Below are 16,917 nucleotides of genomic sequence, written 5' to 3' on the forward strand. Positions count from 1 at the left end.
TGGTGGCGCGTGCAACTTTTTCCCTAAAGCCAGAGGTCGGAAGCAGTGGAGGTGAAGCTCGGTCCGAGGTTCGTGCATATTGTCGATGACAATGCGACCTTCTGCAAAACGATAGGAGATCGCCTAAAGGAATTCGGTTACGAGGTTTCGACCTATCCTTCGGCTCAACACCTACTGGATCACTTGCCGACCAACGCGGTGCCGAGTTGCATTCTTCTTGACGTGCGGTTGCCGGGAATGAGCGGTCCAGAGCTGCAAGAGCGCCTAATCGAACTTGGCTTAACGCTGCCCATTATATTCCTGACTGGTTATCCTGATTTTCCAGTTACGGTGCGGACCGTCAAGGCAGGTGCGCAAGATTTTCTGATCAAGCCGATATCTTCGGACCAGCTTCTTCAAGCGGTCGTACGAGCCTTAGCGCAACACGACGCGGCGCGTCCCTGAAGAGCATGCGCGAAGCCTTTCTTTCTCATCTTGCGACCTTGAGCCCACGCGAGCGGCAAGTCTTTGAACTGGTCATTCGCGGCAAAATCAACAAGCAGATCGCCAGCGCTCTGGGCACGACCGAGCGCACGATCAAGGCCCATCGCTCTAATGTACGAAAATGCAGGTACGGTCGTTGGCGGAACTTGTTTCTCTTTCGGAACGGGCCGGCGTTCTTACATCGGGCGGCGGGCCAGACCAGCTATCAGAATAGCAAGTAGGCCCGTCACCAGGGCGCCGAGCAGCACGAGCAGGGCGAGCCAGCCAGCATGACGACCATGCCGCGCGCGAACCGGCTCTTCACCTCAGCGCGCCGAGCAGCTCGGGCCGTGTGACACCAGCACTGCAGCCGCGCCAACCAGCAGCATCGACGAGACCATGATGGCGATCCACTTCCTGTCATCCATGGACGCCAACTAGCCGCCGCCGACGCGCGCGCCGGATCAGGTGCCCAACAATCTTAGAATCTTTGGACTGATTTTCGGTGTGGCCAACCGCTGTTCGTTGGGCAGGGCAACCAGCAACGTAAAACGGCGGCGAACATTTGGAGTCAGCAAGAAGACGTGAGACGAGGTGAACAAAACACGACAAGCTTTGCTGCGATGCATGAATCCGGCAGTAGCACAAATGCAAAATCTACGATGTCCGCTATTGGTCGTTATCAGCTGACGTCGCACACAAGCCCCGGGCGGTCTTACTGAGCGAGAAATCTGAATGCGACAATCAGTGCCATCACGCCCGCGAAAATCAGCAGTGCCGGGAGGAATTTCCGGGGCATTGGTGCCGTCGAATGGCGCGCAGCCGATTGACCGCGTGGAGTTCTAGGCTGCCTCTGAGACTGTACGACTTCGCGCTCCATCGTTGGCGTCCGAGCCCTTGGTTCCGGCGCTGCGCCGACGCCTCCCATCTCTGTGTAATATACGCTGTACACCTCGCGAACGGCCATGGCCGTGGACTCGACCTCGCTCATTGTCTCGAGTCGGGTTCGATAATTAGTCAGAAAGCCTTGGGCGTTTGACGGCAGGTCATCGAAACCACCGAGCTTGGCCATCATGAGCCAAGTGGCAAAATCCACCTCAGCCTTCGCGCGAGCTTTCTTGGCGATACTGGCGCTGGAGCCAGAGGACATGGTGGACCGATTGGTTTGATCCGCCAGCGAAGCTGTTCATCGACCTCATCCGCGCGGCGGGAAAGGCATTTGGCAATCCCTTCACAGTAATGACGGCGCGGGAGAGTTCAAGCGCGAACCTTATCAAACTAGCTGACTCGCGGCTCAGGTCGAACCGGACCGAGCAGGCCCGCGAGGGTAGGCGCACTTCTGCTGATGCCACAACGGCAGTAACCAACATTGAATCGTGGTCCAATTCAACTCTGATCATCACACTCTGAATGCGTGCTCTGCGACGCACCATACGAACAGTGAGTGCGGTATCAGCATCTGCGGACCAATCCCTTGACGTTTGCGGATATCCACTCCTTCGCACTCCGGCCGCATTCTTCCGCACGTGCAAAAGGATATGGCAATTGATCGGCCAAATCCTCGGCTCATCCACGTTTGTAAGCCACGGTCCGAGTGATGCCGCCTGCTGCACTTTGCAGCTGCGGCTGCTTCGGACCGGGGCTAGTCACGAACATAATGAATCCCTTGCGCCGCCAGTTTGAGCCGTATGGCCGCCCATGTCGGCGCGAAGGGTCGAAGGGGTGGGGGCGACACACCGGGAGTTTTCGATGTCCGGTTATTTGAGATTTTGCTTCGCTGGTTTTGCTCTCGCTGGAATTCTTTCAACGACGCCCGCGTCCTCCAACTCTCTTGACGACTCGTTCAATATCGCTCCGCGGGCACGTGCTCCGACCTATCCGGCGCAAGCGGAATGCTTGGCGCGCCCCGGCGACTCGGCCCCCGATGGCCAGCATTGGGTCTATCGAGTCGATGGTCGCCGCAAATGTTGGTTCCTGGCCGAGGGCATTGCGACGGTGAAGAAGCCCGTTCGTTCTCGCATAGCCAAAGATCCCGTGGCTAGTCGTAAGCGGAGCCCGGTCGTTGATGCGCGCGCAGAGTTGCTGCGGCCCAGACCGGCCGAGCAGTCTCAGCCCCCTGAACCTGAATTCAAAGTAGCTGATGCTGATTCCGAACTTGGAACGAGCACGACGGCCCCGATACCAGCGGTACCCGACCTGCATCGGCGTACCAACCAACTCACGTCGGAGTTCTCCGTGCCGTCCCAAGTTGACGTAGAGAAGCTTCTTGCGGCTGCGAGTGACGCCGCTGCCGCCTCGATGCCCCCGGTTCTGCCGGTGGGCATGCGCCCTAGGGGGGCCGGCGATGAGGGGAGGGGCTGGGCGGTGACCTGGTTGCGCTTGCTGCTGATCGTCTTAGGAGTTGGCTCCGTATTGAGCTCAAGCCGTGCGCTACGCGAAGCCGTGCTGTTGCGCTATCGGGAATTGATGGGTCTCGGAGCCGCACCAGGAAGAGCAAGCTACGGCATGTAGCCGTCACGTGGCGAGATCTCGGCCTGTCGCCGTCGATACCAAGCATCATCTGATTGTGACGCACGAGGTGACGAACCGCGGCTCGGATCGAGCACAACTTGCTAATATGGCCAAGCAGGCCAAGGCCGTGCTCCGGACCGAGACGCTCGAGGCCGTAGCCGATCGCGGCTACTTCAGCAGCTCAGAAATCCTCGCGTGCCACGAGGCCGGCGTCACGGTGACTCTGCCCAAGCCGATGACGTCGGGTGCCAAATCGGAAGGGCGCTTCGGTAAGCAGGACTTCGCTTATCAGCCGGAGGAGGACGTCTATCGCTGTCCAGCTGGGGAGCGGCTGCCATATCGCTATACGAACGAAGAGGACGGCAAGATGCTGCGGCGCTACTGGACCACGGCCTGTTCAAATTGCACACTCAAATCCCAATGCACGACAGGACCGGAGCGGCGGATTACGCGATGGGTGTATGAGCATCTGCTCGACGCGGTGCCACAACGCCTTGATGCGAACCCACAAGCCATGCGTCAGCGTCGCGAGACAGTCGAGCATCCGTTCGGCACGATGAAGGCCCGCATGGGAGCGACGCACTTCCTCATGGCCTACAATCTGACACGGGTCATGAACATCATCGGAACCAAGCGGCTAATCGCTGCGATCGCGGCCTAAGACGTTCTCGGCACCTAACTCTCAGAACCGACGTCCCGTGAAACCGTATTTACACGGCCAAGACCCGAAGGCGACCTTAAACTCGCAACCAGCGAGAGGCTGATCGCAGCTTAGCAGAGTCCTTGGTGGGACTTAGCACAAGCGGCACGCTCCCCAGGATCCGCAGCAACCCGCGCAACCACCGAAACCCCAGCCACCATACCCCCAGTCATCGAACCCGATGTCGTCATAGAACCCGATGCTGAACCCGCAGCCGCCGCAACCGCAACCACGGAAGCCACGGCAACCACGGAAGCCACCGCAACCACGAACGCCAACAAACCCACCACCACCGCAACCACGGACGCCAACAAACCCGCCACCACCGCAACCTCGGCCTCCAACAAACCCGCCGCCACCGCAACCTCGGCCGCCAACAAACCCACCACCACCGCAACCTCGGCCGCCGCCGCACCCGCCGCCACCATGGCCGCACCCGCAACCACCGCACCCGCGCGCTAGCTGCACGCCGCTGCCAAAGTTTTCTCTATCGAAAAGATGGAACGTGGCCAGACTGACGTCGGCCATTTCCTCTTCGCCAAGAAAGAAGCGCTGATTTGGCGAGGTATTGGATTGAGGGATATCGGCAGCGGGCATCGTGGATGCGGATGCACTACCCGCCAGCGAAAGACCCAGTCCGGCGGCACCTAGCGCCTTCACGGTGGTGGCTTTGGCTGTGCGTTTCTGCTTCGAAGCTTGCTTGACCCGTGGCATGGTCGCACCCTCCGCAGTTCTTGTGAAAACGCTCCGCAAGAGTGCGCTCGGCGAAACCGGCGCGCAAGGGTTACCTGTGCCATAAAATGCGAAACATCTCATCGAGCTCCATTCATCTTCATGAGCGAGATCGAGACATAACCACTTTTGGTTGAGCCATCTGCGCACATGCAGCATGGACCTGCATGTCAGGCCCTGGCCCGAATGCGAAGTCTAAGCGGCCCGCCAAACAGTCTGCTTATCGGGGTAGACCGGAAACGGCGATGCGCCCGCGAGCAATAGCCTCTGCGCTCGCGGCCGGTTGTTCAAGGGCGTGCGACAAGCAATGGCAGCACGTCTGCGCCGCCTGCCATGAGGGGATTCGACGGCTCGAAATGCTCCCGCAATTCTCGCTTCCGGACGAGTGAGCGCGCATCGAGAAACGCATCCTTCAGGCTGACCGCTTTCCGGAGCGCGACATTGAAAAAAGCGTCGCCGAAATAGGTCCACTTGGCCTTGTCCTGACAGCCGAACGACGGATGGTTGGCATCGGCCGCGGTGATGACCAGCACGTCGGGATTCGCCAGACGCGGGATAAAAACCCCCGAATAACAAGCCGAGATGACCACCACCTTGTGCCGCACACCTGTTTTCGCGAGTATGTCGCCGAGACGAGATGGCGTGAGCGTTTCTGTGAGCCGCCCCGCCTTGATTGCAAGGCCGTCAGGAGAGCCATGCGAGGTGAGAATCAAAAAGAGAACATCCTTCTCGGTATCCAAGCGGTTGGCTGCCGCCTGCAACGACCTGGTCAGAGCTTCGATCGTTGCATTTCCGCCTTTCTTGGAATTGTACTCCACGTTGATCGGGCCAGTCTCGAAACGGCCGGCTACGACCTGAGCTGCGCCGGTCGCCTCGGATCTAAACACGCCTTGATCGCCGAACAGGCCAAAGGACACCACGCCAACCTTTCCGGCGTCCTCAACAGCATGTACCGGCGAAACCAACGGCCAGATGGTCAGAAAAAAAGCGACGAGCGGCGCGACGAGCTGCCTGATCGAGGACCTGGAGGTCATGGCGAACCTCGATTCGAGATCGCCGCCACAGAACTGCGGCTCAACGCAAAATAGCCGAAAGCCAGTAAATTTTCATCCTTCGAAACGGCACGGGTATTGGTCCGGATATGGCCCTTCGCGTCAGTTATCGCATCGCAGCGCCACGTCTGGAGTCGGGGGTAGATCGGAAGTGACCGGCGCACGGCCACAGCGACGCTCCTGACCCACAGCGGACAGCACGAGAACCGGCGATCGCAACGCCTCCGTGACGGGAGGCGTCGAGATCTGCGTCTTCTATGAGAGCTTTTTCACGCCGGGTGGACGCCATGTCCCTTCGCCCGCCGGCAAGATCGAAGGTGGCGTAGGCTTCGGCCAGTATAGGCGCATCACGAGATAGATTTTGTCATCCGGCGCCGGAAGCCAGTTTGCTTCCTTGTCCGCACCGGGGCTGTCTTTTTGGATGTACAGCGTCAGCGAGCCGTCTGCGTCCTTTTTCATCGCCGGCAACATCGGAGAATTGATGAGATAGCGATTGATCGGGTTCTTGACCAAAAACTGGCTCTTGCCGTCGTACATCGTGACGGACCAAAACGCATTCACTGGCGGCAACTGGCCGGGCGCGAAGGTGATGGTGTACTTGTGCTTGCTGCCGTCGAGCAGCTCACCGGTCGCGTCCTTCCGGGTATATGGGTACATCGCTTCTACGGCATCGTTGCCATAGAGACCGCCCTTGGCGGCGCCGGCCCGCATCGCCCAATCGCCGTTGAAGAAGGCCTCGTCGCCAAAGAACGAGCCGACATTCCAGCCGTTGATGTTTTTGTTTCCGCTGGCCAGCCATTTGTCGACCTTGTCGTCACCCTGCTTCATGCCCACCAGGATTTCGGCCTTGTGTTCGAGCGATAGATCCTTGAACGCGAAGGTCTTGCCGGGACCGATGCCAATTCTCGCAAGTTTCGCACGGACAGCTTTGTCCCTCGGCGTCTCGGGGACGAATTGCAGGGCTGCGTCAAGATATTGGAAGAAGTTATCCTTGATCCCAGCCGTGGTGGCGGGAACGAAATCAATCTTCGGCGCGGCGGGCGGGGCGGGCTGTTTGAGGAAGGCGGAAAGCGGTTGGGCCTTGTAACCGGCCTGAACTTTCTCGACGTTCGGCATGTCGCCAGGGTTGAAGAGCTGGGTGCGGAAAGCTGCGAACGTGAACGGCGTCGTCGATCGGAAGACCTGCTTGATTCCGCTGGGCGTTCCGCCTTTCCAGTCGGGGCCAACCACCAGATAGTCGCCGGGCTCGGTCCCCGTGGCGCGCGTGCCGATGTAGCCGAAGTTGTAGGTGTTGCCGTCGATGAGCTGGACCGAGTAGTAGCGGTCCTTTTCGGTCGCCGGCACCGAGATGACCATTGGTTCGGCGCGTAAATCCAGCCAGAGTATCGAGTAAGGGGTGTCGCTGTTCGGCGTGATGATTGCCGTATCCTCTGGCGTGGCGACGTGGTGCATGTTGTAGATTTCGTTGAACGGCGCTTTGAACTGCCCCGAGTTCTTGTCCACGGCATATTCTTGCATGACTGCATAATTCATCACGAGCGGCAAGCCGTAGATGAAGCCTTCTTCAGCGATGTCCTTGGCCTCTAACAGCCTGGGCCAATTGGCGTTGTTCTGCGCAATTGCCGGGGTGGACTTCGCCACCACGACGGCGAGCGCGGTCATTGCACCAGAGCGAAACAGATCGCGTTTCGTAAACATCAGAACAATTCCTTCCGGTTCACAGCTTGTGATCATGCGCGTTTGGGTAGCAGGAAATTGATAGCGCCCTGTGCGATGGTTGGCTATGCAAAAACGGTTAATCCAGATCCGCCTGGATGTCCGCCTTTGGCCCATTGGCGAAGTGCCGAGAGGTCTCATTGATGTCCGCTTATTGGGGCATAGCAGACCGGGCTTGCTCACTCTGAGTTCTTCGCATTTTGACCCGATGCCGACATTTCGACGGCATGGGTCGGTGGCAATCGCATCCCATCCTCACACTCGGCGCGCCGGCGGCGACGAGCAGCTAACCCACCACGTAAAGGGTGAAGTGCATCAGGTCAGCTGGTCGAGCAGCGCCTTTGCATCCCGCAGGACCGGCGTGTGGAAGCCTTCGGTGAACCGGCCATACACCAGCGCGAGGAGGTCGTGAGCTTCCGTGCGCTTGCCTTGGTCGCGCGACAGGCGGGCGAGGCTGGTGGCAGCGCGCAGCCCATATGTCTTCGCGCTCTGGCGCTCCGCCACAGCGAGCGCTTGCCGGTAATTTTGCTCCGCAGCAGCTTGGTCGCCTCGCGCATTCATCAGATCGCCTCGAAGTCGATGCAGCTCGACCTCACTGGATCGCTCGTCGGTCGTCTGGATGAGCTGCGCAGCCTCGACGAGGCAATTCTGGGCCTCCTGCAGATGCCCGACCTTGGTGTGGGCCTCGGCGAGAAAGCAGAGCGCGAGCGGCGTGTGCACGACGGCTCCGGCAGAACGAAGCGCCGAGAGCCCGCTCGCCAGCACCGCAAGGCTATCCTGAGCCTGGCCAAGTGCTGTTAATGACCGACCATGCTGAAGAAGTCCTAAGCCCAACCAGAGCGGAAATCCGTGCTCGTTCGAGAGAGCCTCCAGCTCCTCCGCGTGCCGCCATGCGTCACGCGGCAAGCCGGCGGCCGCCTCGACCGCACACACCTTGCTCAACACAAAGGCCACCGTGAACGGATGGTCGAGCCGGCGGGCTTCCGACAGCGCCTCGTTCACGCGCGCGCGTCCCTGATCAAGGTGGCCCAGAAGCGCCAATGTCAACGCCAGGTGACCCAAGCTCGACGCGTGCGGATCGGCCACCGCTATGGCAGCACAAATCGCGCGAGCGGCCGGATCTCTCAAGCCGTCACACAGCTCGAGAAGGGCGCGCGCTGTCACAAGCTCCCCGCGAAAGTAGCAACTGGCGCCATGGATATAGTGACCCAGTAACAGAGTGGTTTGATCTTCTCTCGTCTGGCCCAATTTCTCCATCTGCTCGGCAAGGGACACCGCCAGCTCGTGCTCGGCACGAACCATATGGAAACCCCATTGGAAGTAGAGCAGCGGAGCGAGACGATCCGGTCGATCGAACCGCTCAGCGAGCGCTCGCGCCCTGATGAGGGGGTCGGCCACCACCGGCGCCGAATAACCACTAGTTGCCATCAGGGCCCGCCCGAGGGCGATTTGCAGGTCGAACTCGTGCTGTACGGGTCGGCACTCCTCGGGCATGTTCGCCAGTAATTCCAGGCCCTTTTGCAACTGCGACACTGCTTCCGTCATCGCCGATCGCGCGACCGCCTGCTGGCCGGACTTGAGCCGGTAGCTGACCGCCTTCTCGTTGAAACCGGCCTCGGCACAATGGTGGGCCATCAATTGCGGCTGAGCAGCGACAATTTCGGGGAATTGGCTCTCCAGCGACACCGCAATGCGGGCATGGATCTGCTGGCGTCGACCACGCAACATGGTGCTATAGGCTGCGTCCTGCACCAGCGCGTGCTTGAAGGTGTATTCTGCATCTGGCGGGGTGCCCCGCTGGAAGACCAATTCGGCGCATACGAGCTGGTCCAAGGCCCCGTCCAGCTGGTGCTGCGGCATGGCCGCGACGGCGCTGATCAGCTCATGCGAGAACGACCGCCCGAGGGCCGCTCCGATCTGAGCGGTCTCACGCACGGGTGCCAGGCGATCAAGCCGTGCCAGGAGCGAGGCTTGGAGCGAGGTAGGGATGGCAAGCCGAGGCACGGGCCCCCTCGCATCAAAGCGGTCGCCAGCGTCGGTTAGCATGCCGCTTTCGATCACCGTCTTGGTCAATTCCTCGATGAACAGCGGTACGCCATCGGTCCGATCGATGATATGTTCGGCGATCTCCCGGGGCAACGCCTTGCCGCCGGTCACCCGCATGATCATCTCGGCGCGCTGTCGACGCGACAGACGACTGAGGCTGATCGATGTTGCGTGCGAGCGTCCGATCCAGGGCGGCGCGAATTCTGGCCGGAAAGTGATGATCAACAAGACCGGGAGGGTGGCCACTTGGTCGACGATAAGGTTCAACAGGTCGAGCGAAGTAGGGTCGATCCAGTGCACATCCTCGAACACCATCAGCACGGGCTGGCGCGCCGCCAGTCCCTCGAGCTGGGCCAGGAGGGCCCGAAGCGTCTTCTCCTTGCGCTTCTGCGGAGTGAGGCTGAGCGGTGGATAGCGATTGCCGATCGGCACGGACAGCAGGTCCGCGATCAGCGGCACCGCCTCGCCGAGGTCCGCGCTTGCCTCCCCGAGCAACGCCTCGAGCTTGTCTAACCGTTGCTGGTCCGTATCGTCACGCCGGAATCCCGCTGCCCGCTCGAGCTGTGAGATGGTCGGGAAAAGCGCGCTGTCCTGATGGTGCGGCGAGCAGAAACGCCGCAAGCGGATGTGTGGATCATCGCTCAGCCGCTCCACCATGGTCTCGGCGAGGCGCGATTTGCCGATGCCGGGTTCACCCGATATCAGCACGACCGAGCCATCGCCGCGCTTTATCTGCTGCCAGCGGCGCATCAACAGCTCGATCTCCTCGTCGCGGCCGAGCAGGGGCGTCCTGGCTACGCGCAAGGCCTCGAATCGGCTATCGATCGCGCTCGCACCGATGACTCGCCAGGCCGGCACCAGGGCGCTGAAACCTGCGATGAACACGCTCCCGAGAGCGAGATATTCGAAGAGCCCACCGACGAGGCGGCGGGTGCTGCCGTCGATGACTACCGTATCCGGCTCGGCCAGCGCCTGAAGTCGCGAAGCTAGGTTCGGAGTCTCTCCGACGACCTCGTGCTCCTGCGACGCGCCCTCCCCGATGACCACCAAGCCAGTTGCGATGCCAACTCGCACTCGCAATCTTGCCTCCGGGCCGGCATCGAGTCCTGCCACGGCCGCGACCAAAGCCAGCCCGGCGCATATCGCGCGCTCAGCATCGTCTTCATCCGCCCGCGGATAGCCGAAATATGCGAGCACGCCATCGCCCATGTACCTGGCAACGAACCCACCAAATTTCGCGATTTGCCCCGCACAGCAGCCATGATAGGCGCTAATGATTTCCCGCAAGTCTTCAGGGTCGAGCCTTGTCGAGAGCGCTGTCGAGCCAACAAGATCAGCAAACATCACCGTGAGCTGCCGTCTCTCGGCCGCGGTCCGAGGAGCAGGCGCGGATCTCGGTCCGGCCTCATCGAACTCTGCAATCGCGCGCAATAGCTTCCTGCGATGGCCGAGCGAGACACCAATTTTTTCGAGGTCGTGGTCAGTCAGATCGCGCAGAACGCCAGGATCAATATCGTTCTCGGCAAAGCGCTGCGCGTATTGCTCCAAGCCAAGCTTCTCGAGCCACTCCGCAATCTGCTGCATTGGCTCCACCGACATCGGGTTGGCGGCTGGTCCAACTTTAGACTCACGGCAAAGAAACGTTATCCCAATGTTTCCGGGATAGCACGTCATGCTTGCAGTAATTCGCCCGCGTCGGCCTTCGACTATTTTGCCGAGGTGGTGCGTCAGTACGGATGTTCGCTACCAAGAGGCGCACGGTATGGTGAGAACAACTGTATACACCCGATTTCGGCAACCAGCATTGTTGCGTAACTAGACCAAAATGCTGGCGGCTAATTGGGCGGATCGATGAGCCGGCGAGAGGATCGCGCGACGTCCGGTTCTGGCCCTTCGCGCTACTTTCCACGCCGCGAGAGAACTTCCGAAGCTGGTGCTAGACCGGAAGTCGTCGGCTAAGGTCCAGGCTGGTGCTTCTGACCCAACCCGGACATCGGGGACCGCGCAGCCTCTACCTAGGAGGCTCACGATCAACGAAATATGCCCCCGGATACTCCGTTGGACTCATCTCGGGCTGACGGTTATTTCACCGGCTCAACCCATTCAAAATTCCGAGTTGCGGCGCATATTTTAGCGGTAGCGCGCCGCGAGGTGACTTAATGAAACGCCGCGATTTTGTCACTCTTCTCGGCGCTGCGGTAGTAGCCTTGCCCCTCGCAGCCCACGCGCAGCAACCAGCGGTGCCGCGGGTCGGCTACGTCTGGAGCGGCGTTCGCGGGACGGACGTGTACTACCAGACCGGATTCCGTCAAGGACTAGCAGACCTTGGATATGTAGTGGGGCGCAATCTGCTGCTCGAAGAACGCTGCGCCGACGGAAAGCCGGAGCGCGCTCCTGCGCTGATCGCTGAACTCCTCACGCTCAACGTCGATGTTCTCGTGACTCCAGGCACACCCACTTCGCAGGCTGCGCAACGTGCAACATCCACCGTGCCGATCGTCTGCATGAGCGGAGATCCCGTCAGAGCCGGTCTTGTGGCAAGCCTTGCCCGGCCAGGCGGCAACATCACTGGGCTGTCGCAGCTCTCCGGCGATTACGGCGTCAAGTGGCTGGAGCTGCTGAAGGAGGCGGCACCGAAAATGCGTCGTGTCGCCGTGTTGTGGAATCCTGACAATCCGACGACTGCCAACCAAGTCGAACTCATGCAAAACGCGGCACCCGGGCTCGGTCTCGAGTTGACAGCCCTCTCGGTGCGGCTCGCGGAAATCGAGAACAGCTTCGCCGCGCTGGGAGAGAGCGGCCTCGATGGCGTCGTCGTCACCGACGATCCATCGCTGATACCCCTCGTTCCCCGGCTGATCGCGCTCACCGCAGTGCGGCGCTTACCGACGATCTATCCATTCCGCGATTCGGCTCAGAGAGGAGGGCTGATGTCGTACTCGGCCAATCTTTTCAAACTATGGCAACGCGCCGCGGGCTATGTTGATCGCATTCTCAAAGGGGCGCGTCCGGCGGAGCTTCCCGTCCAGCAGACGACGGAAGTGACCCTGAATATCAACCTCAAGACCGCTAAGGCGCTCGGTCTCGACATTCCAATGACGCTGCTCGCCCGCGCCGACGAGGTGATCGAATAGATAATTGCTGCGCGGTGCATGAGTCCGTTCCTGGCCCGAAGCCGGCTGCAAATGAGGGGCAGAACACGTCCGCTCTGCGCAGTTCGTTCAGACGTCGACCTGCTCTGCTATTGCGAGTGCATCGTCGACTTCAATTCCCAGGTACCGGACGATGCTCTCGATTTTGGTTTGCCCCCCGGCGTGGGAGCACGACGAACCTGTTTCCGTTTGAAGTCTTTGAACGAGCTGGCCATTGGGTTTGCGATGATCGGAGAGGCGAATTTCGCCAGGAATTTGTCTGGCCCTCTAAGATGCGGCGACCGCTCTCGACCTGAGACAGCCCGCCTGCGCGAGCAGCTCGTCCTGGGTCATTGGATGGCTCCATCCCTTGAAAGGCGCCCGGGAGCACCTAGATAACATCCATAGACCATCCAAAGGGATGTCAGATGGATGTTTAGCTATGGCCGATAATGTGCACGAGCTGCGATCCAAGGCCCCCGACACCGAGAAGATCACGATCAACCTTGGCTATGTCGACCTCGGTCATGTCGATCTTATGGTGCAGGAAGGGTTCTATTCGAACCGGACCGATTTCATCCGGACAGCAATCCGCAACCAGCTCGAGCGACACGTAGAGGTCGTCAGACAGTCCACGGCCCGGAAGAAACTGGACCTCGGGCTGCGCAACTACACTCGCGAGGATCTCGAAGCGGCGCGGCGCGCCGGCGAGATGCTGCAGATCAATGTTTTGGGCTTAGCCACCATCGCCCAGGACGTCACTCCCGAGTTGGCTCGTGCCACAATCGCGTCGGTCTCGGTGCTGGGGGCCCTTCACGCCACTCCCGCGGTCAAGGCCGCTCTCGCCGACAGAACGAGGTGAACGATGCTGGATCAAGACATAGTCCGCGAAGCAACCCGCCTCACGCGTGCCGGCCAACTTGTCGAGGCCACCGCGCTGCTGCAGCGCATGCTCCAGGGCGGTAGCGCTCCAAGACCGGAGTCTCGCGGCGCCTCTCAGGCTCGGCACCCGCGGCTCGATCCGCTTACCATCGACGCCACGGCCGACGTTGTCGAGGAGCGGGAAGCTCCGCAGATTGCGCCGGCCCGCTCTGCTCAGGGACGCAGACGCTCCTTACCGCTCGACGGCATGCGGGATTTTTCCGGGCTCGGCCTGCGAAGTCCAATTACGCGCGCTCCTCTGTCGCCATCGGACATCGTGCCCGAGGGCACACGGTTTATCGCCGGTACCTTCAGTAACGCCGCGGGAGGCCGGACCTATAAGCTGTTCATCCCAAGCCGCTGCCGGGGACAACGGCTTCCCCTGATCGTCATGCTTCATGGCTGCACCCAGTCGCCGGACGATTTCGCGGCCGGTACCCGGATGAACTTCCTGGCGGAAGAGCAGAATTGCTTCGTGGTCTATCCTGAGCAGCCGAGCGGAGCCAACCATTCGAAGTGCTGGAACTGGTTTCGCACGGGCGACCAGCGCCGCGGCGGGGGCGAGCCCTCGATGATCGCCGGCATTACCCGCCAGATCATGCGCGACCATGCGATCGATCCGAAGCGCGTATACGTCGCGGGTCTGTCGGCCGGTGGGGCCGCCGCCGCCATCATGGGCGCAACGTATAGCGACCTGTACGCGGCCGTCGGTATTCATTCAGGCCTCGCGTGTGGAGCCGCAAGCGATCTTCCCTCCGCGTTCGTCGCCATGCGACAGGGAGGCGGCTCCAAGGCAATTGCGGACGGCAAAACTGCTGTGCCGACCATCGTTTTCCATGGCGATCGCGACACTACGGTGCATCCAAAGAATGGCGATCAGATTATCGAGCAGTCCGCCAGGGCAACGAGGCCGATGACGAAGGTACTTCGCGGACGCGTACCCCACGGCCATGCCTATACTCGCACCGTCCTGATCGACGGGGCCGGTCGGGCGATTTCCGAACACTGGAACATCGATGGCGCCGGACACGCTTGGTCAGGAGGCAGCCCCGCCGGGTCCTACACTGATCCGCAAGGGCCCAATGCGACTAGGGAAATGCTGCGCTTCTTCCTCGAGCATTCGCTCGGTGGGTAGTCTGGCTTGTTCTCAGATTAACGCCGTTGAGCACGGGTCAGGAAGATCGCCAGTTAGGCGTCTGTTGGTTGGAGTTGCTACCCAAAATCATCGTCGACATCGCAGAACGTGCGATTGATCTCAGTTCATGCGGGACTCCAACAATGCACGGGCTTGGAACGCCACGTCACAAAGCCTGTTGTCCTTTCAGAAATGACCGTTGTGGTCGCACCCCCATTTTCTTGGAGCGTCAGATGAGCAAACGCAAACCGGCGACAGCGCCAAAGCGCGCCCGCAATCAGAAAATGGCCGCGCGGGCCCAACGGAACAAGCAGGCCATTGTCAGAAGCCCGAAAGAGAATTTACTTCACTCTGCTGCGGCAGTCTCGATCGAACCGCCTCCTGAGCTTCATGATGATCCTAAACAAGAGGTTCCTATCATTGAGCCTCGGGCGGATGCCTTAGTAGATGGCCTCAGTCAGAGAATGACGGATAGCGATCCAACGAAAGGCTTTGCTTTAGCGACGGCAAACATGCAGGCGTATCAAGCGAAGCTTCTTGAGATAGCCGGGGCCAACGCGCAATTTGCTTTTGAATTCGGCCTGAGACTCGCGACGATCAGGTCACCAACTGAATTTTTCGGCGTCATTACGGAGTTTACAAGCAGACGGGTCGATATGTTCGCGCAGCATTCGAAAGAACTGGCGGCATATCCGTTCTGGCGCATCAAGCAGCCCCGAGAGCTCAAGGCTCTGCCGGGACGATAACTGAAAGCCGTACCTGCCGCGGCAAAGGATGGACGCAAATGCGGATCACGCACGCCCCGATCACGGTTGCTTGCTTCCGGCTGGGGAGCGCGGCTCACAACGAAGGAGCGGAATCAGCGTTAGCGGGCTCGGTGCCGCTGATCCGAGGTACCCGCCATCGCAAACATAGGTTGACACCATTCACAACTGAAGCCGCTCTCGACCGTCTCCGGTCAATTCGCGCGTCTATCCCAGGACTGGCTTTTTGGCGGAGTGAAGATGATGCGGGCGCCGTCCGTACTTTCCGCGCTGTTCCTTTCGGCGGATGTCGCTCTAATCGAACGGATTGCGAGAGAGCTTGATCCGCCCATTGTTCATCTTGGCCCATCAAGCGAATTGCTTGCGCCTGATCTTGTCGTGGCGCTGCGAAAGTCCCTGCCGAAGACCAAATTCATGCGCAGCGTACCGGTCACGGGACCTGAAGCAGTAGGTGTGGCGCAAGCATATGATGGGGTTGTCGATTGGATCCTGCTCGACAGTCATCGCACAGGTGATGTGCAAATCGGCGCGCAGGGCGTGACGCACGACTGGAGCATCAGTCGAACGATAGTGGAGAGTGTTCGCACCCCAGTCATACTTGCTGGTGGCCTTGGACCAGACAATGTCAAAGAAGCTATTCGGTCGGTGCGACCTGTCGGCGTTGATTCGAAAACAAGAACGGATCGAGAGGGCACTCACTCAAAAGACCTGGGCAAGGTAGAAGCCTTCTATCGCGCTGCGACGAGCGGCTAGATCGCACTTCTCTTCTTGCCCCGAATGCGAAGTTCGAACCGGCTCAGAAATCGTCTGCTTGTAAGGCTAGAGCGGAAGTGACCGGTCGACGGTCAAAACGACGCGATTGACCCGAAGCGGGCCTTGCTTTAGGCCGCCTCGGATGTCCGCCCCGCTCGCATCTCGTACCGTCTGCGTTTGGAACTGAAACATTTTCTAGCCTGAATGATTTACTCCCGGGGCTTCGCAAGATGCGAGGCATTCATGAACCCTCTTTCGGCGAGCGACGTGTTCCTTACGATCGCGGTTATGAGCACCACGTTCTTGATTGAGATCGGGTTTTTCCTCCCTGATCGGAATGTTCTGAAATAGCGCGCTATTGGGTGATGCGCAGCGGGTGCGAAGGTCTAATTCTCCTCGAACTTGATGGTTGAGACCGGCCATCTTCCGTCATGACCTTTGATTGAAATCCGAAGCCCGTGCAATTCATCCAGCCAAACGTTCTCGACCGTGCCTGCCTTTCCGTCGGTAAGGACGACGGTTTTGCCGATCAATTCGGATTGCGCCTTACCGTACTCATTCAAGATCGTCGATGCACGAAGCTTCACCGGCGGCATCGTTCATCCATGTTCGGCCGAACCGACTGCGGCTCAACCGCGCGGGTTGCGCAACCGATCGGGCACTGCTGGCGATTTTGAATCGAACCAGAGACCGTCGCTTTTGGCTATCTGCGCGAGCGCTTGCATTAAGAACAGCGGGTCGTTCGCCACGACCTTTGGCTATCCGCGACATGCGCCGTGTTACTACCGGCGAGCGACGGCCTCAGTTTTTGTAAAGCCTGGCGGACCATTACGTTCCTTGATTTCTGATCGCGACCGCGATGTTCCATTCCGAAGGAGGAACCGGCCCGAGCGGCTAGTCGCTGGCGCCATGGAAGCAACTTCCGATGCGGCCGAAAACATTGGGCCGCAGCATTCGGGAACCATTTCTGAGAGTGCCCGGTTAGTTCATGGGG

At 60.0% G+C, this 16,917-nt stretch carries 12 protein-coding genes and 2 pseudogenes; 8 read left to right on the forward strand and 6 right to left on the reverse strand.

Annotated features, from left to right (window positions below):
- Positions 1–51: 51 nt before the first annotated feature.
- Both ABIA90_RS26175 and ABIA90_RS26180 read left to right on the forward strand, forming a co-directional pair.
- A complete protein-coding gene (locus ABIA90_RS26175) occupies positions 52–444 on the forward strand; it encodes a response regulator transcription factor (RefSeq protein WP_354119620.1) in 393 nt (130 codons plus the stop codon).
- Between the two features lie 5 nt (positions 445–449).
- On the forward strand, positions 450–704 hold the full coding sequence (locus tag ABIA90_RS26180; protein WP_354119619.1) for a LuxR C-terminal-related transcriptional regulator: 255 nt from the start codon (positions 450–452) through the stop codon (positions 702–704).
- A 473-nt stretch (positions 705–1,177) separates the two neighbouring features.
- Here ABIA90_RS26180 and ABIA90_RS45625 read toward each other — a convergent pair whose 3' ends face one another.
- Positions 1,178–1,612 carry a hypothetical protein gene (locus tag ABIA90_RS45625; RefSeq protein ID WP_502916646.1) on the reverse strand — a complete coding sequence of 145 codons (435 nt, stop codon included), beginning with the start codon at positions 1,610–1,612 and terminating at the stop codon, positions 1,178–1,180.
- A gap of 1,350 nt (positions 1,613–2,962) precedes the next feature.
- Between ABIA90_RS45625 and ABIA90_RS26185 the strand changes: the two are divergent.
- A pseudogene (locus ABIA90_RS26185) lies at positions 2,963–3,634 on the forward strand (transposase); the annotation flags it as partial.
- Positions 3,635–4,692: 1,058 nt separating this feature from the next.
- On the opposite strand, the gene ABIA90_RS26190 reads toward ABIA90_RS26185, so the two are convergent.
- The 3 genes from ABIA90_RS26190 to ABIA90_RS26200 form a co-directional block, all read right to left on the reverse strand.
- Positions 4,693–5,439 (reverse strand): C13 family peptidase, encoded by a 747-nt coding sequence (locus tag ABIA90_RS26190; protein WP_354119618.1) that lies wholly within the window; start codon positions 5,437–5,439, stop codon positions 4,693–4,695.
- A gap of 273 nt (positions 5,440–5,712) precedes the next feature.
- Positions 5,713–7,155, reverse strand: a complete 1,443-nt coding sequence (locus ABIA90_RS26195) for a DUF1254 domain-containing protein (RefSeq protein WP_354102785.1) — start codon at positions 7,153–7,155, stop codon at positions 5,713–5,715.
- 333 nt (positions 7,156–7,488) lie between these two features.
- Positions 7,489–10,803 carry an adenylate/guanylate cyclase domain-containing protein gene (locus tag ABIA90_RS26200; RefSeq protein ID WP_354119617.1) on the reverse strand — a complete coding sequence of 1,105 codons (3,315 nt, stop codon included), beginning with the start codon at positions 10,801–10,803 and terminating at the stop codon, positions 7,489–7,491.
- 575 nt (positions 10,804–11,378) lie between these two features.
- Between ABIA90_RS26200 and ABIA90_RS26205 the strand changes: the two genes are divergently transcribed.
- Positions 11,379–12,353, forward strand: a complete 975-nt coding sequence (locus ABIA90_RS26205; protein WP_354119616.1) for an ABC transporter substrate-binding protein — start codon at positions 11,379–11,381, stop codon at positions 12,351–12,353.
- Positions 12,354–12,440: 87 nt separating this feature from the next.
- On the opposite strand, the pseudogene ABIA90_RS26210 reads toward ABIA90_RS26205, so the two are convergent.
- A pseudogene (locus ABIA90_RS26210) lies at positions 12,441–12,527 on the reverse strand (tyrosine-type recombinase/integrase); the annotation flags it as partial.
- A gap of 265 nt (positions 12,528–12,792) precedes the next feature.
- Between ABIA90_RS26210 and ABIA90_RS26215 the strand changes: the two are divergent.
- The 4 genes from ABIA90_RS26215 to ABIA90_RS26230 all read left to right on the forward strand — a co-directional run bounded on the left by ABIA90_RS26215 (position 12,793) and on the right by ABIA90_RS26230 (position 15,923).
- A complete protein-coding gene (locus ABIA90_RS26215; protein ID WP_354119615.1) occupies positions 12,793–13,212 on the forward strand; it encodes a ribbon-helix-helix domain-containing protein in 420 nt (139 codons plus the stop codon).
- A gap of 3 nt (positions 13,213–13,215) precedes the next feature.
- Positions 13,216–14,406, forward strand: a complete 1,191-nt coding sequence (locus tag ABIA90_RS26220) for an extracellular catalytic domain type 1 short-chain-length polyhydroxyalkanoate depolymerase (RefSeq protein WP_354119614.1) — start codon at positions 13,216–13,218, stop codon at positions 14,404–14,406.
- A gap of 233 nt (positions 14,407–14,639) precedes the next feature.
- A complete protein-coding gene (locus tag ABIA90_RS26225) occupies positions 14,640–15,152 on the forward strand; it encodes a phasin family protein (RefSeq protein ID WP_354119613.1) in 513 nt (170 codons plus the stop codon).
- 258 nt (positions 15,153–15,410) lie between these two features.
- Positions 15,411–15,923, forward strand: coding sequence for a phosphoribosylanthranilate isomerase (locus ABIA90_RS26230; RefSeq protein ID WP_354119612.1), 513 nt, complete (start codon positions 15,411–15,413; stop codon positions 15,921–15,923).
- A gap of 386 nt (positions 15,924–16,309) precedes the next feature.
- Here the strand turns inward: ABIA90_RS26230 and ABIA90_RS26235 are convergent, their stop codons facing one another.
- Entirely contained in the window at positions 16,310–16,519 is a 210-nt protein-coding gene (locus tag ABIA90_RS26235) for a PRC-barrel domain-containing protein (RefSeq protein WP_135217292.1), read from the reverse strand.
- Between the last annotated feature and the right edge of the window lie 398 nt (positions 16,520–16,917).

It is taken from the genome of Bradyrhizobium sp. LA6.8, assembly GCF_040547935.1.
In the GTDB taxonomy this organism is placed as follows: domain Bacteria; phylum Pseudomonadota; class Alphaproteobacteria; order Rhizobiales; family Xanthobacteraceae; genus Bradyrhizobium; species Bradyrhizobium barranii.

What these genes read in the sequence shown, in the direction of transcription:
- ABIA90_RS26235 (WP_135217292.1), bottom strand. Translation starts at nt 16,519, where the DNA reads ATGCCGCCGGTGAAGCTTCGTGCATCGACGATCTTGAATGAGTACGGT.
- ABIA90_RS26180 (WP_354119619.1), top strand. Translation starts at nt 450, where the DNA reads ATGCGCGAAGCCTTTCTTTCTCATCTTGCGACCTTGAGCCCACGCGAG.
- ABIA90_RS26220 (WP_354119614.1), top strand. Translation starts at nt 13,216, where the DNA reads ATGCTGGATCAAGACATAGTCCGCGAAGCAACCCGCCTCACGCGTGCC.
- ABIA90_RS26215 (WP_354119615.1), top strand. Translation starts at nt 12,793, where the DNA reads ATGGCCGATAATGTGCACGAGCTGCGATCCAAGGCCCCCGACACCGAG.
- ABIA90_RS26190 (WP_354119618.1), bottom strand. Translation starts at nt 5,439, where the DNA reads ATGACCTCCAGGTCCTCGATCAGGCAGCTCGTCGCGCCGCTCGTCGCT.
- ABIA90_RS26205 (WP_354119616.1), top strand. Translation starts at nt 11,379, where the DNA reads ATGAAACGCCGCGATTTTGTCACTCTTCTCGGCGCTGCGGTAGTAGCC.
- ABIA90_RS26225 (WP_354119613.1), top strand. Translation starts at nt 14,640, where the DNA reads ATGAGCAAACGCAAACCGGCGACAGCGCCAAAGCGCGCCCGCAATCAG.
- ABIA90_RS26195 (WP_354102785.1), bottom strand. Translation starts at nt 7,155, where the DNA reads ATGTTTACGAAACGCGATCTGTTTCGCTCTGGTGCAATGACCGCGCTC.
- ABIA90_RS45625 (WP_502916646.1), bottom strand. Translation starts at nt 1,612, where the DNA reads ATGTCCTCTGGCTCCAGCGCCAGTATCGCCAAGAAAGCTCGCGCGAAG.
- ABIA90_RS26200 (WP_354119617.1), bottom strand. Translation starts at nt 10,803, where the DNA reads ATGCAGCAGATTGCGGAGTGGCTCGAGAAGCTTGGCTTGGAGCAATAC.
- ABIA90_RS26230 (WP_354119612.1), top strand. Translation starts at nt 15,411, where the DNA reads ATGATGCGGGCGCCGTCCGTACTTTCCGCGCTGTTCCTTTCGGCGGAT.